25 protein-coding genes and 1 other RNA gene are annotated in these 22,296 nt (G+C 59.6%); 17 read left to right on the top strand and 9 right to left on the bottom strand.

What is annotated here, in order from left to right; all coding sequences use genetic code 11:
• Positions 1-7: 7 nt before the first annotated feature.
• The 3 genes from ACN9MU_RS10460 to gyrA all read right to left on the bottom strand — a co-directional run bounded on the left by ACN9MU_RS10460 (position 8) and on the right by gyrA (position 3,756).
• Positions 8-514 carry a DUF2059 domain-containing protein gene (locus tag ACN9MU_RS10460; protein ID WP_426170411.1) on the bottom strand — a complete coding sequence of 169 codons (507 nt, stop codon included), beginning with the start codon at positions 512-514 and terminating at the stop codon, positions 8-10.
• A gap of 10 nt (positions 515-524) precedes the next feature.
• Positions 525-1,049 carry a DUF2059 domain-containing protein gene (locus ACN9MU_RS10455; RefSeq protein ID WP_426344542.1) on the bottom strand — a complete coding sequence of 175 codons (525 nt, stop codon included), beginning with the start codon at positions 1,047-1,049 and terminating at the stop codon, positions 525-527.
• A gap of 85 nt (positions 1,050-1,134) precedes the next feature.
• A complete protein-coding gene (gene gyrA, locus ACN9MU_RS10450; RefSeq protein WP_426170408.1) occupies positions 1,135-3,756 on the bottom strand; it encodes a DNA gyrase subunit A in 2,622 nt (873 codons plus the stop codon).
• A 265-nt stretch (positions 3,757-4,021) separates the two neighbouring features.
• Here gyrA and ompA point away from each other — a divergent pair, with 265 nt between their 5' ends.
• From ompA to ssrA, 5 genes are all read left to right on the top strand, one after another.
• Complete coding sequence (gene ompA / locus ACN9MU_RS10445) at positions 4,022-4,744, top strand: outer membrane protein OmpA (protein WP_426344541.1); 723 nt, start codon at positions 4,022-4,024, stop codon at positions 4,742-4,744.
• 145 nt (positions 4,745-4,889) lie between these two features.
• Entirely contained in the window at positions 4,890-5,585 is a 696-nt protein-coding gene (ubiG, locus tag ACN9MU_RS10440; RefSeq protein ID WP_426170405.1) for a bifunctional 2-polyprenyl-6-hydroxyphenol methylase/3-demethylubiquinol 3-O-methyltransferase UbiG, read from the top strand.
• A gap of 47 nt (positions 5,586-5,632) precedes the next feature.
• Positions 5,633-6,325 carry an HAD family hydrolase gene (locus ACN9MU_RS10435; RefSeq protein ID WP_426344540.1) on the top strand — a complete coding sequence of 231 codons (693 nt, stop codon included), beginning with the start codon at positions 5,633-5,635 and terminating at the stop codon, positions 6,323-6,325.
• A gap of 84 nt (positions 6,326-6,409) precedes the next feature.
• Positions 6,410-7,384, top strand: a complete 975-nt coding sequence (locus tag ACN9MU_RS10430) for a hypothetical protein (RefSeq protein WP_426170401.1) — start codon at positions 6,410-6,412, stop codon at positions 7,382-7,384.
• 41 nt (positions 7,385-7,425) lie between these two features.
• Positions 7,426-7,788: a transfer-messenger RNA gene (ssrA, locus tag ACN9MU_RS10425) on the top strand.
• A gap of 200 nt (positions 7,789-7,988) precedes the next feature.
• On the opposite strand, the gene ACN9MU_RS10420 is transcribed toward ssrA, so the two are convergent.
• Positions 7,989-9,134 (bottom strand): alpha/beta hydrolase family protein, encoded by a 1,146-nt coding sequence (locus ACN9MU_RS10420; protein ID WP_426344539.1) that lies wholly within the window; start codon positions 9,132-9,134, stop codon positions 7,989-7,991.
• Positions 9,135-9,219: 85 nt separating this feature from the next.
• Here ACN9MU_RS10420 and ACN9MU_RS10415 point away from each other — a divergent pair, with 85 nt between their 5' ends.
• From ACN9MU_RS10415 to ACN9MU_RS10400, 4 genes are all read left to right on the top strand, one after another.
• Positions 9,220-9,573 (top strand): gamma-glutamylcyclotransferase family protein, encoded by a 354-nt coding sequence (locus tag ACN9MU_RS10415; protein WP_426344538.1) that lies wholly within the window; start codon positions 9,220-9,222, stop codon positions 9,571-9,573.
• Between the two features lie 81 nt (positions 9,574-9,654).
• Positions 9,655-10,062 carry a hypothetical protein gene (locus ACN9MU_RS10410; protein WP_426344537.1) on the top strand — a complete coding sequence of 136 codons (408 nt, stop codon included), beginning with the start codon at positions 9,655-9,657 and terminating at the stop codon, positions 10,060-10,062.
• Between the two features lie 2 nt (positions 10,063-10,064).
• A complete protein-coding gene (locus tag ACN9MU_RS10405) occupies positions 10,065-10,433 on the top strand; it encodes a hypothetical protein (protein ID WP_426344536.1) in 369 nt (122 codons plus the stop codon).
• 57 nt (positions 10,434-10,490) lie between these two features.
• On the top strand, positions 10,491-10,736 hold the full coding sequence (locus ACN9MU_RS10400; protein WP_426170386.1) for a hypothetical protein: 246 nt from the start codon (positions 10,491-10,493) through the stop codon (positions 10,734-10,736).
• Here the strand turns inward: ACN9MU_RS10400 and ACN9MU_RS10395 are convergent.
• Positions 10,716-11,000, bottom strand: a complete 285-nt coding sequence (locus ACN9MU_RS10395; protein WP_426170384.1) for a HigA family addiction module antitoxin — start codon at positions 10,998-11,000, stop codon at positions 10,716-10,718. The genes ACN9MU_RS10400 and ACN9MU_RS10395 overlap by 21 nt on opposite strands.
• Before the next feature lie 71 nt (positions 11,001-11,071).
• Between ACN9MU_RS10395 and ACN9MU_RS10390 the strand changes: the two genes are divergently transcribed.
• The 6 genes from ACN9MU_RS10390 (at position 11,072) to ACN9MU_RS10365 (ending at position 15,522) form a co-directional block, all read left to right on the top strand.
• On the top strand, positions 11,072-11,863 hold the full coding sequence (locus tag ACN9MU_RS10390; RefSeq protein WP_426344535.1) for a hypothetical protein: 792 nt from the start codon (positions 11,072-11,074) through the stop codon (positions 11,861-11,863).
• A gap of 57 nt (positions 11,864-11,920) precedes the next feature.
• Complete coding sequence (locus tag ACN9MU_RS10385; RefSeq protein ID WP_426322176.1) at positions 11,921-12,199, top strand: hypothetical protein; 279 nt, start codon at positions 11,921-11,923, stop codon at positions 12,197-12,199.
• A gap of 100 nt (positions 12,200-12,299) precedes the next feature.
• Positions 12,300-14,387 carry a TonB-dependent receptor gene (locus ACN9MU_RS10380; RefSeq protein ID WP_426344534.1) on the top strand — a complete coding sequence of 696 codons (2,088 nt, stop codon included), beginning with the start codon at positions 12,300-12,302 and terminating at the stop codon, positions 14,385-14,387.
• A gap of 48 nt (positions 14,388-14,435) precedes the next feature.
• Positions 14,436-14,735, top strand: a complete 300-nt coding sequence (locus ACN9MU_RS10375) for an antibiotic biosynthesis monooxygenase family protein (RefSeq protein ID WP_426170377.1) — start codon at positions 14,436-14,438, stop codon at positions 14,733-14,735.
• The gene (locus ACN9MU_RS10370) at positions 14,735-15,166 is read left to right on the top strand and encodes a YybH family protein (protein ID WP_426344533.1); all 432 of its coding nucleotides are present in this window, start codon (positions 14,735-14,737) and stop codon (positions 15,164-15,166) included. The genes ACN9MU_RS10375 and ACN9MU_RS10370 overlap by 1 nt, the downstream gene beginning before the upstream one ends.
• Before the next feature lie 56 nt (positions 15,167-15,222).
• A complete protein-coding gene (locus ACN9MU_RS10365; RefSeq protein ID WP_426170375.1) occupies positions 15,223-15,522 on the top strand; it encodes a hypothetical protein in 300 nt (99 codons plus the stop codon).
• 82 nt (positions 15,523-15,604) lie between these two features.
• Here the strand turns inward: ACN9MU_RS10365 and ACN9MU_RS10360 are convergent, their stop codons facing one another.
• Both ACN9MU_RS10360 and ACN9MU_RS10355 read right to left on the bottom strand, forming a co-directional pair.
• Positions 15,605-16,684 carry a hypothetical protein gene (locus ACN9MU_RS10360; RefSeq protein WP_426170374.1) on the bottom strand — a complete coding sequence of 360 codons (1,080 nt, stop codon included), beginning with the start codon at positions 16,682-16,684 and terminating at the stop codon, positions 15,605-15,607.
• Positions 16,685-16,693: 9 nt separating this feature from the next.
• On the bottom strand, positions 16,694-18,034 hold the full coding sequence (locus tag ACN9MU_RS10355; protein WP_426344532.1) for a trypsin-like serine peptidase: 1,341 nt from the start codon (positions 18,032-18,034) through the stop codon (positions 16,694-16,696).
• 223 nt (positions 18,035-18,257) lie between these two features.
• Here ACN9MU_RS10355 and ACN9MU_RS10350 point away from each other — a divergent pair, with 223 nt between their 5' ends.
• Together ACN9MU_RS10350 and ACN9MU_RS10345 are read left to right on the top strand one after the other, a co-directional pair.
• On the top strand, positions 18,258-19,238 hold the full coding sequence (locus ACN9MU_RS10350; RefSeq protein WP_426344531.1) for an SLAC1 anion channel family protein: 981 nt from the start codon (positions 18,258-18,260) through the stop codon (positions 19,236-19,238).
• Between the two features lie 2 nt (positions 19,239-19,240).
• A complete protein-coding gene (locus tag ACN9MU_RS10345) occupies positions 19,241-20,203 on the top strand; it encodes a GlxA family transcriptional regulator (protein WP_426344530.1) in 963 nt (320 codons plus the stop codon).
• Here ACN9MU_RS10345 and pncB read toward each other — a convergent pair.
• Together pncB and ACN9MU_RS10335 are read right to left on the bottom strand one after the other, a co-directional pair.
• Positions 20,191-21,381, bottom strand: a complete 1,191-nt coding sequence (gene pncB, locus ACN9MU_RS10340) for a nicotinate phosphoribosyltransferase (protein WP_426344529.1) — start codon at positions 21,379-21,381, stop codon at positions 20,191-20,193. The two genes, ACN9MU_RS10345 and pncB, sit on opposite strands and share 13 nt — an antisense overlap.
• The gene (locus ACN9MU_RS10335) at positions 21,381-22,223 is read right to left on the bottom strand and encodes a cysteine hydrolase (RefSeq protein WP_426344528.1); all 843 of its coding nucleotides are present in this window, start codon (positions 22,221-22,223) and stop codon (positions 21,381-21,383) included. The genes pncB and ACN9MU_RS10335 overlap by 1 nt, the downstream gene beginning before the upstream one ends.
• Positions 22,224-22,296: the final 73 nt, after the last annotated feature.

Below are 22,296 nucleotides of genomic sequence, written 5' to 3'. Positions count from 1 at the left end.
ATACTCCTCACTTCGTTTGTTCGACAATGCGCTTGGCGCGCTCCTGCACCAGCTTTTGTGCAGCCTGTGCGCTTTCGCCCATCAGGACAGGCATGACTTCCAGCGATTTCTTGCCGGCCGGGCTGCGGTAGAAAGCCGTCAATGCCTTCACTTCATCTTGCGTGAAATGACGCGTGTACAGCGGCACCACCTGGTTGTACAGCTCGTCGACCAGTTTCGGATCGTTCAGGTCCTTTTGCAGCGCGATGGTAATGGCCGGCATGCGGCGCTCCACAGTCGCCAGTTCCGCCTTGCGCTGCTCCTCGCTGAGCTTGGGATTATTGCGCGCCATCGTTTCCGCACGCATGCGCAGGATCTGCGGAAGCGTCTTCGCCAGGTTTTGCAGCGAAATAGCCATGTTGGCGCGGGCGCCAGTCGTTTCCATCAGCTCACGGACCGATGCTTCGCTTGCCGGGGCGGCATGGACTGAGGCGGCGAAAGCGAATACTGCAGCTGCAAAGGCGATCTTCTTCATGCTTGCTCCCTTATTTATAACGGAACTGCTCCATTGCCTTCTGAATGCGCGGCGTGGTCACGCGCTGGCCAATCGCCATCGATTCAGCCATCACTTGCGGCATCAACTGCATGCTCTTCATGCCGACCGGCGTGCGGTAGTAAGCCGCGATCTGTTTCAGTTCGTCGGCAGTGAAATGGCGCGAGTACAGCGCGATCATTTCGGCTTCCATATCCGCCATCAGGCCCGGGTCCGTGAAAACGCTGTTCAGTATTTCAGTCATTTTCGGCAATTGCGCCTGCAGCTGCTGCAGCTTTTCCTTGCGCTGCGCCTCGGTCAGGGTGGTGTCGGCCTGAATCGTGGCTTCGATCTGCTGGCGCATGATGCCTGGCAGGGTCTTCGACATCTGCTCCATCGATGCCTTCCACATGGTGCGGTAGTTCATTGCGTCCAGCAGTTCGCGCACTGCGGCGGCATTGGCCGGCGCCGGGTCGGCAGCCAATGCGCCCTGGACCAGGGCGAGGGAAGCGATCAAGGCTACGACGATGTTCTTCATTGCTTATCCGTTTTTCGAATTTGGTCGTTGAAAAAACTAACGGGCCCGGCCTGATCACTCAGACGGGGCCCGTTGCGGGTCGGCCTTATTCGGCCGCGTCGCCGTTTTCGGCTTCCGCTTCAGGCTCGTCGGCGTCTGCCTCGACGATCCGCTGCAAGCCCGAGAGCTTGGTGCCATCCTCCACCGCAATCAGGGTCACGCCCTGAGTCGCGCGGCCCATCTCGCGGATCTCCGATACCCGGGTGCGGATCAGCACACCGCCGGTCGTGATCAGCATGATCTCGTCGGTTGCCTGCACCAGGGTGGCCGCCACCACCTTGCCGTTGCGCTCGGAGGTCTGGATCGCGATCATGCCCTTGGTGCCGCGGCCGTGGCGGGTGTACTCGGTGATCGGGGTACGCTTGCCGAAGCCGTTCTCGGTTGCGGTCAGCACCGACTGCTGCTCGTTCTCTGCCACCAGCAGCGCGATCACGTTCTGGCCTTCTTCCAGGTTCATGCCGCGCACACCGCGCGCAGTACGGCCCATCGGACGCACGTCGTTTTCGTCGAAGCGCACTGCCTTGCCGGCGTCGGAGAACAGCATCACATCGTGCTTGCCGTCGGTCAGCGCAGCACCGATCAGGAAGTCGCCTTCGTCCAGGTCGACCGCGATGATGCCGGCCTTGCGTGGATTGGAGAAGTCCTTCAGCGGGGTCTTCTTCACGGTACCCAGGCTGGTCGACATGAAGACGTAGTGGTCTTCCGGGAAGGTGCGGTTTTCGCCGGACAGCGGCAGCACCACGGTGATCTTCTCGTTATCCTGCAACGGGAACATGTTCACGATCGGCTTGCCGCGCGAAGTGCGCGAGCCTTGCGGCACTTCCCACACCTTCAGCCAGTACATGCGGCCGCGGTTGGAGAAGCACAGGATGTAGTCATGGGTGTTGGCGATGAACAGCTGGTCGATCCAGTCTTCATCCTTGGTTGCCGCTGCCTGCTTACCGCGGCCGCCGCGTTTCTGGGCGCGGTATTCGGACAGCGGCTGGGCCTTCATATAGCCCATGTGCGACAGGGTCACCACCATGTCCTGCGGCGTGATCAGGTCTTCGGTTTCCAGATCGGTCGCGTTGTTCTCGATGTTCGAGCGGCGAGGATCTTTCTCGCCGAACTCCAGCTTGGAGGCATTCAGTTCGTCGGTGATGATGGCGGTCACGCGCGAAGGCTTGGACAGGATGTCCAGCAGGTCGGCGATCAGGGCCATGACGTCCTTGTACTCGTTGACGATCTTGTCCTGTTCCAGGCCGGTCAGGCGCTGCAGGCGCATCTGCAGGATTTCGCCTGCCTGTTCGTCGGACAGCTTGTACAGGCCGTCGGACTGCAGGCCGTAGTGCTTCGGCAGGTGCTCCGGACGGAAGGCTTCGATACCACCCTGGCCTTCTTCGCCGGTACGCTTCAGCATTTCGCGCACGATGGACGAATCCCAGCCGCGCGCCATCAGTTCCTGTTTCGCGATCGGCGGCGTCGGCGCCGCCTTGATGATGGCGATGAAATCGTCGATGTTGGCCAGTGCAACCGCCAGGCCTTCCAGCACGTGGCCGCGTTCGCGCGCCTTGCGCAATTCGAATACGGTACGGCGGGTCACCACCTCGCGGCGGTGCGACAGGAAGGTGGCCAGCAGGTCCTTCAGGTTCATCAGCTTCGGCTGGCCGTCCACCAGGGCGACCATGTTCATGCCGAAGGTATCCTGCAACTGGGTCTGCTTGTACAGGTTGTTCAGCACCACTTCCGGCACTTCACCGCGTTTCAGCTCGATCACCACGCGCATGCCCGACTTGTCGGACTCGTCGCGGATGTCGGAAATGCCTTCCAGCTTCTTGTCGCGCACGTTTTCGGCGATGCGCTCCAGCAGGGACTTCTTGTTGACCTGGTATGGCAGCTCGTCCACGATGATCGCGGTGCGGCCGCCTTCCTTGCCGTATTCCTCGAAGTGGGTCTTGGCGCGCATGACCACGCGGCCACGGCCGGTGCGGTAACCATCGCGCACGCCGGACACGCCGTAAATCGTGCCGCCGGTCGGGAAGTCCGGCGCCGGGATGATCTCGATCAGTTCATCGATCGAGCAATCCGGGTTGGACAGCACGTGCAGCGCGCCGTTGATCACTTCCGTCAGGTTGTGCGGCGGGATATTGGTCGCCATACCCACTGCAATACCGGAGGAACCGTTGATCAGCAGGTTAGGAATCTTGGTCGGCAGGACGGTAGGCTCTTTCTCCTTGCCGTCATAGTTGGGCGCGAAATCGACGGTTTCCTTGTCGATGTCGGCCAGCAGTTCCTGCGAAATCTTGTCCAGGCGGCACTCGGTATAACGCATCGCCGCAGCGTTGTCGCCGTCGATGGAACCGAAGTTACCCTGGCCGTCGACCAGCATGTAGCGCAGGGAGAAGTCCTGCGCCATACGCACCAGCGTGTCGTAAATCGACGCGTCGCCGTGCGGGTGGTACTTACCCATGACTTCACCGACGACACGGGCGCATTTCACGTAAGGACGGTTCCACACGTTGTTCAGTTCGTGCATCCCGAACAGGACGCGGCGGTGTACTGGCTTCAGACCGTCACGAGCGTCCGGCAGAGCTCGGCCAACGATCACGCTCATGGCGTAATCGAGGTAGCTCTTGCGCATCTCTTCTTCGAGGGAAATTGGGATTGTTTCTTTTGCGAATTGATCCATTGGCGGGTCGATCTATAGTGTCCAGGCGTACAAGCCTGCGATTTTAGCATGGCGCCAAGGCGGCCGGACGAAAGTCATCTGGTTGACACAAATGCACCTTATTATGACCGCTGCGTTGCAACAAAACAACATTTTGGTCAGATACGCGAAACTGCCCTTTTCCCCCAGTTTTGATGCGGTTTTGCAAAATATGGCAAAATGGTCGAGAAACTAATGAAAAAGCTAGTTTTATTTGCGTGACACCCCGTTTAAGGAAAAGACCAATATGAAGAAAATCCTCGCCACCGTGTTTGCTGCGTCTTCCGTTCTGGCCGGCCCTGTGCTAGCACAAGACAAGCCAACCGCTCCTCCGTTCGCACCAGTAACCCAGGACATCAAGGCCGCGACGCCAAAGAGCGCCTATGTGCAGGATGCCCGCGGCGTCATCGCCCGCAATCCGTTCGGCCTGTGCTGGCGCACCGGCTACTGGACTCCGGCCGATGCCGTGCCAGGTTGCGACCTGCCGCTCTGCACCCCACCGGAAGAGCTGAAGGATGGCAAGTGCGTGCTGCCACCTCCACCACCAGCACCAGAGCAGCCGCCAGTGGCCGTACCGCCAGTTGCAACCCCGACAGCCCCGACCGCAGTACCGACCGCTGAGAAAGTTTCCTTCGCAGCCGACGCCTTCTTCGACTACGACAAGGCCGTGCTGAAGCCAGAAGCGAAAGAAAAGCTGGACGAACTGGCTGGCAAGCTGGACGGCATCAACCTGGAAGTGATCATCGGCGTCGGCCACACCGACTCCATGGGCACCGACCAGTACAACGACAAGCTGTCGCTGCGCCGCGCTGAAGCCGTCAAGGCATACCTGCTGAGCAAGGGCGTTGAAGCCAACCGCGTGTACACCGAAGGCAAGGGCGAGAAGCAGCCAATCGCGGACAACACGACCGCCGAAGGCCGCGCCAAGAACCGCCGCGTGGAAATCGAGGTTGTTGGCACCAAGAAGTAATTCCCGGCGCTAAAGCGCTATTGCAGCCCCGCCCTGAGCGGGGCTTTTTTTTGAACCGGTAAACCTGGGTCTGACCCTTGGGTCAGCCCCAGATTCACCGGTTTTGTGCTTGGGCACCAGAAGAATCTAAAGTATCATCCGCCCTATGAACGCCGACCCATTAGAACTGCAAAAATTCAGCGAGCTGGCCCATCACTGGTGGGACCCCACGTCCGAATTCAAACCCCTGCACGAGATCAATCCGCTGCGCCTGGAATGGATCAACGCCCGCGCCCCGCTGGCCGGGAAGAACGTGATCGACATCGGCTGCGGCGGAGGCATCCTGTCCGAGTCCATGGCCCGCAAAGGCGCCAAGGTGACCGGCATCGACCTGTCCGAAAAAGCCCTCAAAGTAGCCGACCTGCACAGCCTGGAATCCGGCGTACCGGTACGCTACAAGCTGATCGCCGCCGAAGAAATGGCAGCCCAGGAAGCAGGCCAATACGACGTGGTCACCTGCATGGAAATGCTCGAACACGTGCCCGACCCGGGCGCCATCGTGCGCGCAGCAGCCGCCCTGGTAAAGCCGGGCGGCCACGTCTTCTTCTCCACCCTGAACCGCAACCCCAAGGCCTACCTGTTCGCGGTGATCGGCGCCGAATACCTGCTGCGCATGCTCCCCAAGGGCACGCACGATTATGAAAAGTTCATCACTCCAGCCGAACTGTCGCAATATGTGCGCACTGCTGGACTGCAAGTAGATGCCTTGAAGGGCATGGGCTACAATCCGCTCACCAAGGTCTACTCCCTGAACAACGACACCAGCGTTAATTACCTGGTGGCCTGCACCCGCCCCGCATAAAGCCAGGCGGCCTGCGCGCCGCCTGTTTCGAAAGCCCCTTCCCTACCATGAGCCTGTTCCCAGCCCCGCGCGCCATCTTGTTTGACCTGGATGGCACCCTGGCCGACACCGCGCCCGACCTGGCCGCCGCAATCAACCTGCTGCGCACCGTGCGCGGGCTGGAGCCGACGCCGTACGAGGTGCTGCGCCCACAGGCATCGCACGGCGCCCGCGGCATGATCGGCGTATCCTTCGGCCTCAAGCCGCAGGACGAAGGCTTTGAAGAACTGCGCGACGGCTTCTTCACCAATTACGAAGCGGCGATGGTAGTGTACAGCACCCTGTTCGACGGCATTCACGAACTGCTGGCCGGGATTGCCGAAGCCGGGCTGCGCTGGGGCATCGTCACCAACAAGCCAGCCCGCTTCACCGACCCGCTGGTGCCGCAAATCGGCCTGGAACTGGCAAGCTGCGTGGTCTCCGGCGACACGACTCCCCACGCAAAGCCGCACCCCGCCCCATTGCTGGAAGCCGCTTCCCGCCTTGGCCTGGCGCCGGAAGAATGCTGGTACGTCGGCGACGACCTGCGCGACATCCAGGCCGGCCATGCCGCCGGAATGCGCACCGTCGCCTGTCAGTGGGGCTATTGCGGCGCGGTCGAACCCGCAGCCTGGGGCGCCGACCACCTGCTGGCCTCACCGGCCGACTTGCTGGCCCTGATTCGCGCAACCGTACCATCCCCGACACCGTTGGCAGCCTAGAAACTACGTTATCACTTGCCCAACGGCAATAAATTTCTATACTATAGTCAGTAGCGATTACAGAAAAAGGCAACTGGAGATTTTATGGACGGGGACGACAACATCGAGACGGCGCTCCCACCGCGCAGCAGCGCGCCGCAGGTCTGGGATGCCTCCGTTGCCGAGAGCCGCTTCTACTGGTACGACCTGCTGGTCAACGACCCGCTCGAGCCCGACTTCCGCGCCCCGATCGGCCGCTACCAGCGCCGCATGCAGTTCGCGCTCGACGCGACCATGGAAAAGCAGCTGCTGTTCTTCGTCGTCTCCCGCCCGCGCCTGCGCTTCGACATCAAGAAAGGCACGAGCTGGGGCTTCTTCGGCCTGAAACTGACTGTGCCGCTGCTGGCCGGCACCGACAACCGCAAGGAATCGCTCACGATCGAGCTGGAAGTGCCGTTTGAAGCGACCTTCAAAAAGCCGATCGTCACCTTGCACGACAAATACATCACGCTGAACTGGGGCGCGCTGACGGAATGCTATTCCGCGCACGACCTGCTGCAGAAATTCCCGAACGACCTGAAGTACGAAAGCACGGTGGAATACGTCGGCATCACGCGCGATCAGCAATCGCGCCTGGCCAAGGGCCGCCTGCCGTCCGTCAACCGCATCGTGGAAGAAAATGACGGCGCGCGCGACACCTTCCTGCTGATCAAGCGCATGGATGTGAAAGTGGAAACCGCAACCCAGGACCCGCTCGGCGAAGCCACCACCCGCTCGCACGTCGAAGTCATGGAAGGCGCGCTGATCCGCTACTTCGAAGGCGAAAAACCTGCCCACCACGGTACTATCGAAAGCAACAACCGGCGCAACCGCGTGGAGCAGTTGGTCGAGACTTACCAGCTGCAGAGCCTGACCGTCGACCTCGGCTTCAAGGAAGCCGACAGCTTCCACGACCTGAAGTCCGCCAACGTGCCAGTCTCGCGCCGCCACCTGGTCGAATTCACCTTCGGCCCCGGCGGCGAGATCCACGCCAATCGCCTGCCCGAGGATGCCCGCCCGCTGGTTTCGCTCGAAGAGTGACGCGGCGGAAAAGATTCATGTAAAATAGAGCTTCCTTCTGTGGGGACGACCTGGTTTCGACGTGGGTTGCAAAGCAGAACAGGGCATACCGAGGGCTGGTCACCTCGTAAATACATCCAGAAACAAACTAACTGCAAACGATAACTCGTACGCACTGGCAGCTTAATCGCTGACCTGCCCGACAACACCTCGCCCTTCGGGTGTGGCCGCAAGGCCGTGTTGGGTCATTTAGAAGGGATCGAGCTACGAGGGTTCACTTCGAGTAGCTCTAAATCTAAGGTGAATCGCTTGTCCGGAACGTGCACATCCGTGCCGTACAGGTTAAATTAAATGATAGTGCTAAGTATGTAGAACTGTCTGTAGAGTGCTTGCGGACGCGGGTTCGATTCCCGCCGTCTCCACCAACCGAACAAAAACTGGGGCTCCAAGCCAAGCTTGGAGCCCCAGTTTTTTGGCGCACACCAATTCTAGCGGTATGTCGTTTTCGCTCATAGAATTGCTTGACTTGCCGTTTTCCTTCGCATTTTCCAGCTCATCTAGACGGATTTGTCGTTTTCCCTCGCATTTTCAGGGTGATTTGTCGTTTTCCCTCGCAGAATTCCGCTTACAGTCCGCATGCCTCAACTGCATAAGCGCTCAGATTCGCACGACCTTCCAGCGTCAGGTTCTTCGCGAAGAAGCAGGCATAGGGGCGGTTGGTCGCTTGGTCAACGTAGAGATACCCGGTCGGCACGTTGTACGCGATGTCGAATTTCGAAGCCGGCTGGGTTGGTGAGAGCGCCTTGAATGCCAAGTGCAGTTTCAAGCCGAAGTTCGGATGATGGAAGTCGAAGCATCCCTCCGGATAAGCACAGCTGCCGTTCTGCGCAGGTAGATGAAGGGGCACGACTGTCTGCAGCGACTGGTCAGTCGGCATGCGCTCATATCGCATCGCGATGGGTGGGTCGTCGGTGGAGATTTCGTTGATCGCACTACCCGGCTGGTGGAAGTTTGCGTAGAGCTCATCGAATGCCGGCCAACTGTCCGGGTGGATAAAGGTCTCCTTGACCTGGTCTTTCTCGTAGCTCGTTTGCGCCTGCACCGCATACACGGCCCTGACACGCGAAGACTTGGTCTGGTACGGGAACGGGCTCTGGTCATCGGCCAGGTTCTTCGACAACGCGTTCATCAGCCCAAGCGTGCCGCGTGATTGGCCGACGATGAAAATATTCATGCCATCAATGCCGAGCATGCCGGAGCGGTGCCGCGCCCATTGCACCGCGCGTGCGATGTCCGTATTGGGGATATCGAGATTGGGCGGCTGGCCATACCTCTGGCTCGCAACCGGGTGGCGGAATTCGACCGACATGAACGCGAAGCCCAGCGCCAGCGCGGGCGTCACCAGCTTGGCATAAAGGTCGCCCTGCTGCGGCAGGTTATCGGTCATGCCGTTCGGATGCGCCCAGATGATCAAGGGCAGCCTTTGCGATGCAGGCAGTGAAGCAGGTCGATAGAAGTCGAAGCGCTGGTCCAGCGTAACGTCGTAAGCACCGGCTAGCGACTTCTCCTCCCACGCTGTGCCCTCGGCATAGCAGATGTCCCTGGCTACTGTGGCCTGGGTTCCCTGTGTTTGGGCGTAGCTGGAAAGTTCGGCTTCTGTGCTGATCTTGCGGCATGGTTCTGCGGCTGCGAAGCCTGCGGAGGCCATCAGCAGCAGGCCGCTGAACACGCGCAGGAATGATCGGAAACGTGGCTGGAAATCTTGTCGCATTCTTTGCTCCGGTATTGGTGTTTGAATGGTGGACAGCCGCGTTACATTATCATTAAAACAATTCAATGTTTGCATCGGAGGCGAGATGGAAAAGTTTGAGAGGCTGTTTTCTTATGGGACGCTGCAACAGGAAGACGTTCAGCTTGCGACGTTTGGGCGCAAGCTTGAAGGCATGGCGGACAAGTTGAACGGGTATAAGCTCGGGCTGCAGGAGATCGATGATCCTGCCGTGGTTGCGACGAGCGGCAAGACGCACCATCCGATCATTTCGCGCAGTCGCAACGAGGAGGATGCTGTCACGGGTTCGGTACTCCTTGTCACACCTGAGGAGCTACGACAAGCGGACTCGTACAAGGTGGCAGCGTATCGTCGGCACGGCGTCACGCTGGCATCCGGAACTGTTGCGTGGGCTTACGTCGACGCCCGCGACTTAGGCTGAAGCCACCAGCCATTGAGCAAGCTCAATCGAACCGATTGACTCACGCGTATCCTGGGTCTACTGCAGACCAGGGATACCACAATGGCACTCGACGGTCCGATGAAATGGCTCATCTTCGAAGGGCTGCTCCCAATTTTCGGCGCTGGCGTCCTTTATAGCCTATGGGGCCTGTTGATCGCCATAGCGAGAGGGTCTTGGAAACCGGCATTTGCTTGGCGTGAAGCGGTTGATCCGCTAGGTTGGCTTTACGGTGCATTAATCATTGCACCTCAGGCTTCTATCAGAAGTGCGGTCGGAAGGGCCGAACGTTCACTCCTAACATGGGGGTGTATGATTGGTGCAGGATTTTGTCTAATGCTATTGCTGGCTGCAATGAATCAACGCGGGCAAGCTTCAGGCTGGCAACCTCGACAGCCGCTCAAGGTCTTCGCAAGCCTCTTGGTCATTGGAGTACTAACTTTAGGCTATTTCGCACAAGAGGGAGCTTAAACATGACCGAGAACGATACTGAAAATCGGCAATACATCCTGATGAAGCTACGTGACCGATTCGCGACGAATCGCTCCAATGTCAGCATTTCGGAGAACGAGGCAAAGCTCCTTGAAGAAGCAATCATTTGCATGGAGGAGAGAGAAGCGAAAACGGTCCACAACGCTCCTTCGCCGCAACGCAAGCCATTCTTTTTGTCGATAGCGACCATACTTGCCGCTGCTGGCTCTTTTGGGTTACCTGTCATCGCATTTTGGCAAACGTCGGCCACACCTGCACTCATCGCAAGCGCCATAGGCCTGCTGGTCGGCATCGCCGCAGTCAAACTTGATCCCGGCATGAAGGGTTATTGGCTGCACGATGTGGACTGACGCACAGACCACACCAACTCGCGCACAATAGCCTAAGCGCTTGGTCGAGGAGGCAGCGTGGAAAAACGAAGTCACCAGGAACGACGCAACGACAGCGGCACTGCCGAACGTTTTGACATGGCAGTGCGTACAGCCCTGGCTTTCGACCAGGGCGCAGCATATACATACCTTGCCCTGTGCGGCGTGGAGCACATGCTGATCCGCTCCTTCGCCGAGCGCTTCCCGACGCAAGTTCGCTCGGTCGCATCCCTGCCCTGGCACTCCAGCGACCGCCGCGGCGATTCAATGCAGCGTGCGTTTTAGCGCGCGCCGCCCTTTCAGCAAGGCCCGGCGCGTGTCATAGGTGGTTTGCAGGTTGAGCCAGAACTCCGGCGTGGTGTCGAAATAGCTGGCCAGTTGCTGGGCGGTGGCGGGCGAAATGCTGCGCTCCTGCCGCACGATGCCAGTCAGGTAGCCGGGTTCCAGGTGCAGCACGCCTGCCAGCGTGCTCGCGGTCAGCCCCATTGGGTCCATGAATTCTTCCAGCAAGACTTCGCCCGGATGGATCGGGCGCATAGTGGTTTCCATAGTCGCCTCCTTCCATAAGATTCTACTCTGCCCAGCCTGCCGCTGTACTGTTGGCTTAGAATAGTAGCAGTATGAAATGCATAGCTTTCATTGCGGCTGCTCTCCTCGCATTCGCTGCCAACACCGTGCATGCCGCCTGCGGCACGATCCGTTACGCCTACCCCGACCAGCACCGCCCCCCATATTGGCTGGGCAATGGCCCCACCGTGCCCAATCCGCCCGGCGCCAACGTTGATTGGATCCGCGAGTTTGCCGCCAGCGGTGGCTGTGCGATCGAGCTGGTGCGACTGCCGGTGATGCGCTTGCGCAGCTCGCTCATCAGCGGCGCCGTGGACTTCGTGCCGGTCGACATCACTGCCGTCGGTCAGCCGGGCATCGTGATCCCGCGCGATGCACAGGGCAAGCCAGACACCAAGCGCGCCACCACCCTGGTCGTGGCCGCCTTCGTGCGCGCCAAAGATGGCTATCCGCGCGACCTCGACCCGTTGGAAATGGTGCGCGGCAAACGGGTGGGCGTGATGTTTGGCTCGTCCTATGCGGTGCGGCTGGAGAAGGCCGGCGCCGTCATCGACCAGGGCGCCCCCACTGTCCCGAGCAATTTTGAAAAGCTCCAGCTTGGCCGCATCGATGCCTTTGTGGTGCCGATGCTCACCGCGACGGACCTCGACAAGTATGTGGCCGACCGCTACAAGGGCCAACTGGTCCGGTTGGAGAAACCCGTGCTCAAATCCTTTAACTGGATCGCAACCAATACCGCCTATTACGAGGCCCACCGCCACGACGTCGATACGCTCTGGAACTGGATGGGCACCGAGGGCAACAAACGCTTCAACCTGCTGCTCCGCAAGTACACCGAGAACTAGGAGATTCCTCCCCGCAGGCCTACAATGAACTTTGGCCCTAGCTACAAGGAGGCAATCATGTCCACACTCAACAAGGGACGCAGCCTGGCGCAGCAAACCCACGATGGCACCAGCAGCATTGCGACCATGGGCGACGGCTGCACTGGCCGCCGCAACCTGTCGCAATCCCAGCAAGGCAACCAGCAATCGGCCGACACGGCCGGCCGTACCGACGACCTGCTATCCGGCTGTGTCGATGAGGACGAACGCGAGCACGGTTTCCAGACCGGTCCGCAATATCGGCAAGGCGACGCGCGGCAAACCGGCCCCGATACCGTCCGCCGCAGCGAACGCTAATTCTTAATCCAGTACAAGATTTACTGTTGAACAAATTTCCTGGGTGGCGCACAATTGAGAATGATAACAATTCTCATTACGCAGCCACTTAGGAAATAGCATGTCGTTGAACAAGTCCCCGCTGGCGCTTGCCATTGCGCTGGCGTTGCCGCATTTCGCCGTATTCGCCGAAGAAGCCACCCTCCCCTCCGTCACCGTCACCGCCGGCCGCGAAGCTGCCTACAACCCGGGCACGGCCACCAGCGCCACCAAGATCGACGCGCCGCTGCGCGACATTCCGCAAACTGTGAACGTGGTGCCGCAGGAACTGCTGCGCGACAAAGGCGTGAGCTCGATGGAGGATGCTATGAAGGGTATCCCGGGCGTCGGCCTGTCGCACGGCGACGGCCAGCGCGACCAGGTGACCATCCGCGGCTTCACAGCGATCGCCGACCAGTTCATCGATGGCATGCGCGACGACGCGCTGTATTTCCGCGACCTGTCCAATGTCGAACAGATTGAAGTGATCAAGGGCCCGGCCTCCGTGCTGTATGGCCGCGGTTCTTCGGGTGGCATGATCAACCGCATCACCAAGAAGCCTGGCATCGACCGCACGGAAGCCAGCGTGACCTTCGGCAGCTGGAGCAAGAAGCGCGGCGAGTTCGACGTGGCGCGCAACCTGAAGGACAGTGGCGTCGCTTTCCGCGTCACCGGCGCCAAGGAAGATTCGGACAGCTACCGCGACCAGCAATTCCTCAAGCGTGAAGCACTGTCGCCGTCCCTGCTGTGGAAGCTGAGCGCCGATACCTCCCTGCTGCTGCAGGGTGAATACCTGTCCGACCGCCGCCTGACCGACTTCGGCATCCCTTCCTACAAGGGCTTGCCGGTCGACGTGGAACCTGGCACCTACTACGGCGCCGCCAATGCACGCGACACGGACTTCAGCCAGGCGCGCGTGAAATCGCTGGCCGTCGTGCTGGACCACCGCCTCAACGCCAACTGGTCGCTGCGCAACGCTTTCCGCCGCTACGACTATTCGCTGAACCGCAATAACACCCTGGTCGGCAGCGTTAATGAAGCGGCGCAAACCGCCTCCCTCACCCACGGCAATGTGCGCCGCGAAGAAGACGGCTACTTCAACCAGACCGAGTTGACCCAGCGCGCAGAATTCTTCGGCATGCAGCACCAGTTACTGTACGGTGTGGAGATCGGCAAGCAGGACAAGGACCAGGTCAACCGCTCCAAGACCAATGTCGCCACGGTCAACCTGTTCAACCCGGTGCTGCCGGTGCTGCAACTGGAAGCCAACGTCGCTCCGGGCACGGACAACCTCGGCATCATGAAGAACAAGAGCGTCTACGTGCAAGACCTGGCGACGCTCACGCCGCAGTGGAAGCTGCTGGCCGGCGTCCGCTACGATGACTTCAGCCAGGAGACACGCGAACGCCGCGCAGGCCAGAAAGACCTGGAGCGCACCGACCGCGCCTGGAGCCCGCGCGCGGGCCTGGTGTACCAGCCAAGCGGCAGCGTTTCCTACTACGCTTCGTTCAGCAAGTCCTTCCAGCCTTCGGGTGAAACCTTCGCGCTGGCCGCCAACAACGCAGCCATCGAACCGGAAGAAACCACCAACAAGGAAGTGGGCGCCAAGATCGACCTGTTCGATGGCCAGGCGACTGTTGGCGCATCGCTGTTCCGCCTGCAGCGCACCGGCATCAAGGCCACCGATCCAATCACCAACGTCGTCATGCCGGTCGGCACCCAGCGTACCGACGGCCTTGAGCTGACCTTCACCGGTGAACTGGGCCAGGGCTGGCAAGTGGCTTCCGGCCTGGCGCTGCTGGATGCGGAAATCATCAAGTCCATCGCCCGCGACGACGGCCAGAACGTACAAGGCAAGCAGCCAACGCTGACGCCCAAGCGCAGCGCCAACCTGTGGCTGAACAAGGCACTGGGCGGCGGATGGTTCACCGGCGCCGGCGTGAACTACCAGGGCGACCGCTTTGCCAACCCGGGCAACACCACCACCCTGCCCGGCTACACCGTGGTCGATGCCATGGTGGCTTACCGCACCGCGTCGTACGACGTGCAGCTGAACGTGAACAACCTGTTCGACCGCGAGTACATCGTTTCCGGCCACGGGTCAAGCAAGCTGCTTAACCTGCCGGGCGCGCCGCGCAATTTCCGCGTAACGGCCCGCTACCGCTTCTGATCCATCTGAGGCACAATCGGGACATTACTTTGCGAAAGGAATGTCCCGATGATTTACGAGCTGGCGGAATTTGAGATCAAGGATGGCCAGGGCGCCGAGTTTGAAGCAGCGGTGCAGAAAGCCGTGCCGCTGTTCCAGCGCGCCAAAGGCTGCAAGTCGATGCGGCTGGAGCGCGTGATCGAGCGCGCCAACACCTATATGCTGGTCATCGTGTGGGAAACGCTGGAGAACCACACCGTCGACTTCCGCGGCAGCGAAGACTTCCAGGCGTGGCGCGGCATGGTTGGCCAATACTTCGCCAACACCCCGCGCGTCGAACACACCAGCAACGTCGTCGCCGGATTCTGATGCGAATCCTCGCCTGCCTGCTGCTGGCTGCGGCCAGCCTGCCAGCATTGGCCGCCACGCCGGCCGAGACGATGGACGCTTTCCAGCGCGCGCTGGCCGAAGGCAAGCGCGATGCGGCGCTTGCCCTGCTCAGCCCCAAGGTGAAGATATTCGAATCGGGCTATACCGAAAATAGCCGCGACGAATATGCCGCGCACCATCTCGACAGCGATATCGACTTCCTGCGCACGACAAAATCGCGCCTGCTGCGCCATGAAGAACGCCGCGATGGCGCGACCGCAATCGTCATGCGCGAGACGGAAACCACCGGCAGCTACAAGGATGCCGAGATTCACCTGTTCGGGCTGGAAACCGCCGTGCTGGAAAAAGCGGGCGACGGCTGGCAGATCGTCCATTTGCACTGGTCGTCACGCAAGTCGCAGGCGAAGTAAGCGCGCGCCACGTCGCAGCGCCTTACGCGACAATCCCGCCAAACAGGAGACTAATCATGCCAAGCACCATTTACCGAAATTTCCGCCAGATCGCTGATGCCGAAGGCGCACGCAGCGCCCTGCTGGCCGAAGGCTTTGCCAATTCGGCCGTACAACTGAACCTGCACGAAGCACGCCCATTGAGCACCACTGCTTCGGCGGTGCAGAACATCATGGATTCGCTCACGCCGGACGATGTCGACAACACCGACAAGCCGGACCGCCCTGCCGCCCTGCTGTCGGTCGACGTCGACGACGACGCCCAGCGCGAACAGGCCGACCGCATCATGTCCCGCTTCGGCGCGCAGGAAGCGTGACAACCAAAGGCGCCACGCAGACCAATTTCGCACCAATTAATCCATGCATCGAAGTTGGGCCCAACGCAAGGCCTTTGGCGAATTATTTGGCGGGAGTCGACGCTGTACCAGTTTTCTTGTCAATAGCATCCTTAATTGCGTCGCCGATTGATGTAGACGCTGCATCAACCACTGCTTTACGGTGCTGATCTTCTTTAAGGGCAGTCTCGATAGCGCGTCCTAGATCCAGGTTATCTTCGGTTTCGGTCAACACGGCAGTAATACGCAAAGGAATCGGATCGATATAGCCGTCCGCAGTAGTACGAGGCAACGGAGGCAGGAATGTATCTTTACCTTGAGATTGCAAATCTACATTCTCGCTGTTGACGCTTAGCATCCCAAGATCATACGTCTTCGCGTAAAAGGGCTTCCATTCCCCATTGGCTTCCATAATATCCATGTGCAATTCAACGCTGACATGTTTGCGCTTGCCATCTTCCGCCCCCGTGTTGAAGTAATCCAAACGGCCCGGGCGCAACGTACGATATAAGGTACGTGGCTGCTTAGCTTCAGGCGGGGGAGTTTTCTTTGCTGCAGCTGGAGCAACTGGTGCAGGGGAAGATTTTTCGGAACCGAGTGTCAACTCCATATAAAAATCAGGCACGCGCGCGAGATTCAGCTTACCAATCGCACTGTCCTTGTCGATTGCATGCCAAGGGCTGTCAGCACTCAATTTCGCATTGAGATCTTTCGACAATTTCAAATAATTATCGCTTTCCGCCCTGCCATGAGGGGCACGTATCAACGTGATGCAACCGAAGCTGAATTTCTTGGCATCTGGCGAGTACAACATCGTAGTCTGTACTGCGGTAGAAGATGAAGTCTTTTTCTCGTTGTGTTTCGCGAGAGCCTGAACGCCCTTGTCATACAACCACCCCGTCGCCGCAGGCACAACGGTATCGACCAGCGGTTTAAGGAGAGCGCCTGCGATCAACAGCATAGGCGAGTCGTCCTGCCCGGATTTCGTAACCGGGCATTTGTTGCTGACGTCGATGAACAGGGGCGGATCGGCGCGAGGGAATTGTGGCGCTGCGGTGGCCGAAACTTCCTTTTTCTCATCTGCAGCGAGAGCAACGGACGACAAGGCTCCCGTCAACATCGCGAAACACAGTATTTTTTTCATATATTCCCTTTAGTTTTGGATTGCCGTTTTGAGTGGAATCGCCCCCATATTGAACACGACTCCAGTATTTCCAGCGGCGCAAGCGCGGTGCTGGGTATTGAATGCAGTACCATGATGCACACCTACGACGACCGGCCTGCCACTTTCAAGTCTGGCCAGGAAAATTGGGCTTCCGCTGACGCCGCCAATCGTGTCGCACGCATGAATCATGCATCCATCCACACTCTTGGTGACGATGCGACAAGAAAGTGAGGAATCAAATCGGACATATTGCGGCCAGTCGGCCAACTTAATGGCTGCTGGCTTCGACGATGGCGCTGCAAGCGCTCGAGCAAACGGGGCGTGAAAGCCAGCCAATATTACTTCTGGAGGTTCGCTACTCACTTTGGAGCGCTCATCGCGAACAATTGGCCATAACCCACCTGGGTTATACGGCTGTTGAAGCTTCAACATAACTTGGTCAAAGGCCACCAGGCCGTCATCTCGATTATCCTCTGCTGAGCCGAGCTCGCTCATCAGACTTATGACACGCTGCGGTGCGTTCATGGGAATGAAGACCAGACTGCTGATTTGTCGTTTACTTTGCAGCGCGCCATCATCAGATGCCCAACGAAAAATCACATGCCTTGCCGTATAAATTCGGTCTGGCGCCAGTTGTACAGCCATGCCTATTGGCAGATAAGTCTTGCTATTGATGACGATCCCTGAATGACCATCGCCCAACGACTCGCCCAGATCGACAATGACGCCAATTCGCTGTCGCATTTCGCTTGGAAAAACATGGCTGGTACACTTCTCATAGTAAGTACGCACCAATGCGAGGTCATTGGTATCGATTCTGTCAGCATCACCATTAGTCATCGCATCATTTTTTGCTAACGCGACTTTTGCCTGCTTGCACTCTTGTGAAATGGCAGAGGCATATTCTTTTGCCCTTGTGCCGTATGCTTTGATTGCATCCCTGCAGGTTTGGTCGGCTTGGTCACAAAATGCAGAAATGAGCCCGTCACGTGGCTGCTGTTCGTTTAATCTGATGATTCCGTCCGGCGAAACTACTTGCATAGTTTCTGGCCGTGAATGAAGCTTATCCAGTCCAGATTTCATCATTGGGCTCACGGAAAGTTTCGAATCCATGACAACGTTGCCCTCCAGATCTTGCAAAATTACGTGAGGCGGCCCACTCAACTGCGATTTCTTGAAGCTTTGTGTCTGCCCATTCTCCAAATTATTCAGCGTGAAATTAGTTCCGCTCTTCATCTGCAGAATTTCCTCTTTCGCCAGTAATTGTTGCGCTATCGCGTCACTGGCCAGCAGCGCCAAACTCAATGCAGCAAATTGCGACTTCCACATAAAAGTCCCCATTGCCAAGAAATAATTATTCAATATACAACTAAGCAAGTGGGCTGGGGTTGTAAAGATGCAACTTGTTTGGGGACGGCCATTGTCGGGCCGGCGCACCCCGAAAGGAATGGCCTTGGCCGAGGGTGGCGCAGGGTTGGCCGAAAATGATGCATGCACACACTATCGGCCAAAAGCTTGCCGTCCGATAATGGATTCATCGCAAATCCATCGGATGAAAATCATGCAAACCACTACCATCGCCGCCCTGCCCGCCGGCAGCGCCTCGGTCAAAAACCTCCCCGTCAACCTGTTTGGCTCCGTCATGGGCATCGCCGGCCTGGCCCTGGCTTGGCGCGGCGCCGCCCACCTGTTCGGCAGCAGCACGCTGATCGCCGATGGCGTCGGCATCCTGTCGCTGCTGGTGTTTGCGGTGCTGGCCGTGGGCTACCTGTCGAAACTGGCTGCGTTCCCTGATGCTGTGAAGGCCGAATTCTCGCACCCGGTGGCGAGCAACTTCTTCGGCACGATTGCCATCGCTGTGCTGCTGCTTTCAAGCGTTGTGGCGCCCTGGAGCGGGCAGCTCCAGAAACTGGTGTGGACTGTCGGTTCGGTCGCCACGCTGGTGCTGGGTTATGTGGTGGTGTCACGCGTCCTGCAAGGGAATATCACGCCGGCCAATGTAGTGCCGGCCTGGCTGATTCCCGGCGTGGCTTCGCTCGATATCGCCGTCACCGGCGGCGCCTGGGGCCATGAAATGAACATGATCGCGCTTGGCATCGGCACGGCCATCGCCATCGTCTTCTACGTGATGATCTTCAGCCGCCTGGTGCACGGCGACCCGCTGCCGGCCGGCATGCTGCCATCGCTGATGGTGATGATCGCGCCGTTCGAAGTCGGCTTCCTGGCTTACGTCAATGTCACGCAGCACGTCGACATGTTCGCCGCCATGCTGTTCTACTTTGGCCTGTTCATGTTCCTGGTGCTGGCTCCGCGCGTGTTCCGTCGTTCGGTACCCTTCGGCCCTGCCTGGTGGGCTATCAGCTTCCCGATCGCTGCGCTGGTGAACGCTGCGATCAAATATGCCGCCGTGGCCGATAGCGCTGGCGTGGTGGTGCTGGCCGGCGTGCTGCTTGCCTTCCTGACCGTGACGATTGCCGCGCTGCTGCTGCGTACCTTATATTCGCTGTACACCGGCAAACTCCTGGCAGGCTAACCATGCGTATCGCTTTACTCGTTTTCCCTGGCGTGCAATTGCTCGACGTGGCCGGGCCGATGGATGTCTTCCACGAAGCGTCCCGGCAGTCGGGCAAGCCAGGCGCTTACCAGTTCGACCTGGTCGCGCTGGAGGAAGGCCCGGTTCGCGCAGACAACGGCATGTTGTTCCAGCCGACGGCCACCATCGATACGCTGGACCGCGTGGTCGACACCCTGCTTGTCACCGGCAGCCACGCCGTACAGGACGTCACCGGCAACGCGCGCCTGATGCAATGGCTGCAGCGGCAAGCGGCCGCGGTGCGCCGCATCGGCTCCGTATGCTCCGGCGCCTGGCTGCTGGCGCACGCCGGCCTGCTGCACGGCCGCCGCGTCACCACCCACTGGAATCTTTCGGCCTCGCTGGCGCGGCGCTTCGAACAGGTGCAGGTCGAGCACGACCAGATCTACCTGCGCGACGGGAACCTCTATACCTCGGCCGGCGTGACGGCCGGCATGGACCTGGCGCTGGCCCTGGTCGAAGAAGACCTTGGCCGCGACGTGGCGCTGGCCGTGGCGCGCGAACTGGTAATGTTCATCAAGCGCCCTGGTGGCCAGTCGCAATTCAGCGCCCACCTGGCCGCGCAAACCGCGCAACGCGACCCGATCCGGCAAGTGCAGGAATGGGTGCTGAAAAACCTGGACGAGGATCTGACCGTGGACCAGCTGGCTGCACAAGCGGGCATGAGCGTGCGCAACTTCTCGCGCGCATTCAAGAGCGATACTGGTGAAACCCCGGCTGATTTTGTCGAAGCCGCGCGGCTCGACACAGCGCGGCGCTTGCTGGAGGAAACCGCCAACCCGCTCAAGCGGATAGCGGCACGCAGCGGCTTCCACGACCAGAACAGCTTAAGGCGGGCCTTTGTGCGCCGCCTCGGCGTAACGCCGGGCGACTACCGCCTGCGCTTCCGTCCTCAGGACGCCTGATGGTTGAACACCTGCCGCAGGTAGGCCAGGAAAGTCTCGTCCTTGCACAAGGTCTTGCCCGGCGAATCGGACAGCTTGGCGACCGATTGCCCATTCAGGCGGATCAGCTTCATCACGATGTTCAGCGGCTTGATGCCGACATCGTTGGTCAGCCAGGTACCAATGCCGAAGCCCACCATGATGCGGTCGGCGAACTGGCGGTACAGGCGGAACGCCGTGTCGAAGTCCAGGCCGTCCGAGAACACCAGGCGCTTGGTGTTGGAATCAATGCGCAAGGCCTGGTAATGCGCGATGGCCTTTTCGCCCCACACGATCGGATCGCCCGAATCATGCCGCAAGCCGTCGAACAGCTTGGCGAAGTACAGGTCGAAGTCGTTGAGGAAGGCGTCCATGCCCACCACGTCAGTCAGCGCGATACCGAGGTCGCCGCGGTACTCCTGCACCCAGGCCTCGAGCGAGGCTTTCTGGAAGTCGCGCAGCCGCACGCCGAACGCCTGGAAGGACTGCATGTACTCGTGGGCCATGGTGCCGATAGGGATCAGGCCAAATTTTTTCGCGATATAGACGTTGGAAGTACCTTTGAAGCACTGCGGCACTTCGCGTGCCAGGCGCTCGACGACTTCATCGTGCCAAGCGGAAGAAAAGCGGCGGCGCAGGCCAAAGTCGGAAAATTCGAAGGGATGGCGCAGCGCCGGCGTCGTGCCGAAAGCCTTTAACTGCGCGATCTTCTCGCCCAGGCGCTTGCGCCCTTCTTCCAGCGCGGCCGGCGTACCGGCGCGGCGGAAGTACAACTCGTTGACGATGTAGAGCACGAAGATCTCATACGCCATGATGTGCACTTGTGGGCCCTCGGCGTGGATGACCAGGGTATCGCCTTGCGCGCGTACTTCGATGAACTTGCGCTGGAAGCGGAACACGGCGAGAAAGTCAACGAAGTCGCTCTTGATATAACGCAGGGAGCGCAGGTAATTCAGCTCGTCCTCGGTGAAGGACATGCCGCACAGGTGGTCCAGCTGCGCCTCGACTTCCTCCTTCAGCTCAGACAGCGGGAAGACGGTCTGGTTGCGGCATACGAATTCATATTCGGCATGGGCGCTTGGGTGGCTATGCAGCAGAGCCTGCCACATCGTAAATTTATACAGGTCGGTTTCAAGCAAGCTGCGGACGACAGGGATCATTATTTGTTCTCCGCATTGGCCAGCAGTTCCGGCAGGACTTCAGCCGAAGTGGCAAGGCGCGCGCCGCGGCGCTGCATGGCTTGCGCGAATTCGAGGTATTGGTTTTCAAAGCCGGACACAGGGCTCATGCAGTCGGTCACCAGCACCAGCTTGCGCGGGTCGACGTGGTCGGCGATATGTTCGGTGGTCGCCTTCACGCAATGGCTGCCGGCTTCGCCGGTGATGTAGACGGTGTCGGCTTGCGACAGGCTGGCGATCAGTTCGCGGTTCAATTGCGAGGCAGGGTCGGTTGGATCGGGCACTTCGGCCATGACAGCCGAATAGTGCTCGGTCCACGGATTGGAGCCTTTGCCGACCTTGGCGACCACGGCATGGCGCGCCTCTTCCCAGGCGTTGTAGGCAGCGCGCACGGCGTCGTGCACATTGTGGCCCCAGCTACCGATTTCGCAGTGGACGGGCCACACCATCAACTGATAGCGACCTGCCGATTCCAGCGCATCCAGGTAAGCCAGCGCGCGCGGCAAGGCGGCTTCATCGCGCGGCGCGAAGCGGCCGGCGCGCACGTCGGCAGCGGAAATCTGCGTGAACGGCCCCGGCGCTGTGCCTTCGGCCGTACGCCAGAAGGTCGGATGCGCCACGTCATAGCGATGGTGCGAATCGAGCGTGACGGTAATGGCCGACAGCCCGGCGCCGCCCTGGTCGATCAGGCTGGCGACGCGCAGCATGTCCTGGTGGGCGCCGGGAACCGGCAAGGCCGGTACGGCAGGAGAATTGGCCTCGACGGGCAAGTCGCAGAAATCGTTCTGCGGATCGATGATGAGCAAGTGGTAGTGGCGTTTCATTTTGCAATGATAGCAAATGATAAAAAAGGCAGCACGGGCCGGCGGGCCGATGCTGCCAAGTCCACTACGGGGA

This window comes from Pseudoduganella sp. R-32 (assembly GCF_049913245.1).
Lineage (GTDB): Bacteria > Pseudomonadota > Gammaproteobacteria > Burkholderiales > Burkholderiaceae_D > Rugamonas.
The sequence above is the reverse complement of the archived record's forward strand: the minus strand, read 5'-3'. Positions and strand labels throughout refer to the sequence as shown.

What these genes read in the sequence shown, in the direction of transcription:
- ACN9MU_RS10435 (WP_426344540.1), top strand. Translation starts at nt 5,633, where the DNA reads ATGAGCCTGTTCCCAGCCCCGCGCGCCATCTTGTTTGACCTGGATGGC.
- ACN9MU_RS10375 (WP_426170377.1), top strand. Translation starts at nt 14,436, where the DNA reads ATGATTTACGAGCTGGCGGAATTTGAGATCAAGGATGGCCAGGGCGCC.
- ACN9MU_RS10395 (WP_426170384.1), bottom strand. Translation starts at nt 11,000, where the DNA reads ATGGAAACCACTATGCGCCCGATCCATCCGGGCGAAGTCTTGCTGGAA.
- ACN9MU_RS10460 (WP_426170411.1), bottom strand. Translation starts at nt 514, where the DNA reads ATGAAGAAGATCGCCTTTGCAGCTGCAGTATTCGCTTTCGCCGCCTCA.
- gyrA (WP_426170408.1), bottom strand. Translation starts at nt 3,756, where the DNA reads ATGGATCAATTCGCAAAAGAAACAATCCCAATTTCCCTCGAAGAAGAG.
- ACN9MU_RS10370 (WP_426344533.1), top strand. Translation starts at nt 14,735, where the DNA reads ATGCGAATCCTCGCCTGCCTGCTGCTGGCTGCGGCCAGCCTGCCAGCA.
- ACN9MU_RS10430 (WP_426170401.1), top strand. Translation starts at nt 6,410, where the DNA reads ATGGACGGGGACGACAACATCGAGACGGCGCTCCCACCGCGCAGCAGC.
- ACN9MU_RS10455 (WP_426344542.1), bottom strand. Translation starts at nt 1,049, where the DNA reads ATGAAGAACATCGTCGTAGCCTTGATCGCTTCCCTCGCCCTGGTCCAG.
- ACN9MU_RS10405 (WP_426344536.1), top strand. Translation starts at nt 10,065, where the DNA reads ATGACCGAGAACGATACTGAAAATCGGCAATACATCCTGATGAAGCTA.
- ACN9MU_RS10350 (WP_426344531.1), top strand. Translation starts at nt 18,258, where the DNA reads ATGAAAATCATGCAAACCACTACCATCGCCGCCCTGCCCGCCGGCAGC.
- ACN9MU_RS10420 (WP_426344539.1), bottom strand. Translation starts at nt 9,134, where the DNA reads ATGCGACAAGATTTCCAGCCACGTTTCCGATCATTCCTGCGCGTGTTC.
- ACN9MU_RS10410 (WP_426344537.1), top strand. Translation starts at nt 9,655, where the DNA reads ATGGCACTCGACGGTCCGATGAAATGGCTCATCTTCGAAGGGCTGCTC.
- ACN9MU_RS10380 (WP_426344534.1), top strand. Translation starts at nt 12,300, where the DNA reads ATGTCGTTGAACAAGTCCCCGCTGGCGCTTGCCATTGCGCTGGCGTTG.
- ACN9MU_RS10365 (WP_426170375.1), top strand. Translation starts at nt 15,223, where the DNA reads ATGCCAAGCACCATTTACCGAAATTTCCGCCAGATCGCTGATGCCGAA.
- ompA (WP_426344541.1), top strand. Translation starts at nt 4,022, where the DNA reads ATGAAGAAAATCCTCGCCACCGTGTTTGCTGCGTCTTCCGTTCTGGCC.
- ubiG (WP_426170405.1), top strand. Translation starts at nt 4,890, where the DNA reads ATGAACGCCGACCCATTAGAACTGCAAAAATTCAGCGAGCTGGCCCAT.
- ACN9MU_RS10335 (WP_426344528.1), bottom strand. Translation starts at nt 22,223, where the DNA reads ATGAAACGCCACTACCACTTGCTCATCATCGATCCGCAGAACGATTTC.
- ACN9MU_RS10415 (WP_426344538.1), top strand. Translation starts at nt 9,220, where the DNA reads ATGGAAAAGTTTGAGAGGCTGTTTTCTTATGGGACGCTGCAACAGGAA.
- pncB (WP_426344529.1), bottom strand. Translation starts at nt 21,381, where the DNA reads ATGATCCCTGTCGTCCGCAGCTTGCTTGAAACCGACCTGTATAAATTT.
- ACN9MU_RS10345 (WP_426344530.1), top strand. Translation starts at nt 19,241, where the DNA reads ATGCGTATCGCTTTACTCGTTTTCCCTGGCGTGCAATTGCTCGACGTG.
- ACN9MU_RS10355 (WP_426344532.1), bottom strand. Translation starts at nt 18,034, where the DNA reads ATGTGGAAGTCGCAATTTGCTGCATTGAGTTTGGCGCTGCTGGCCAGT.
- ACN9MU_RS10390 (WP_426344535.1), top strand. Translation starts at nt 11,072, where the DNA reads ATGAAATGCATAGCTTTCATTGCGGCTGCTCTCCTCGCATTCGCTGCC.
- ACN9MU_RS10385 (WP_426322176.1), top strand. Translation starts at nt 11,921, where the DNA reads ATGTCCACACTCAACAAGGGACGCAGCCTGGCGCAGCAAACCCACGAT.
- ACN9MU_RS10360 (WP_426170374.1), bottom strand. Translation starts at nt 16,684, where the DNA reads ATGAAAAAAATACTGTGTTTCGCGATGTTGACGGGAGCCTTGTCGTCC.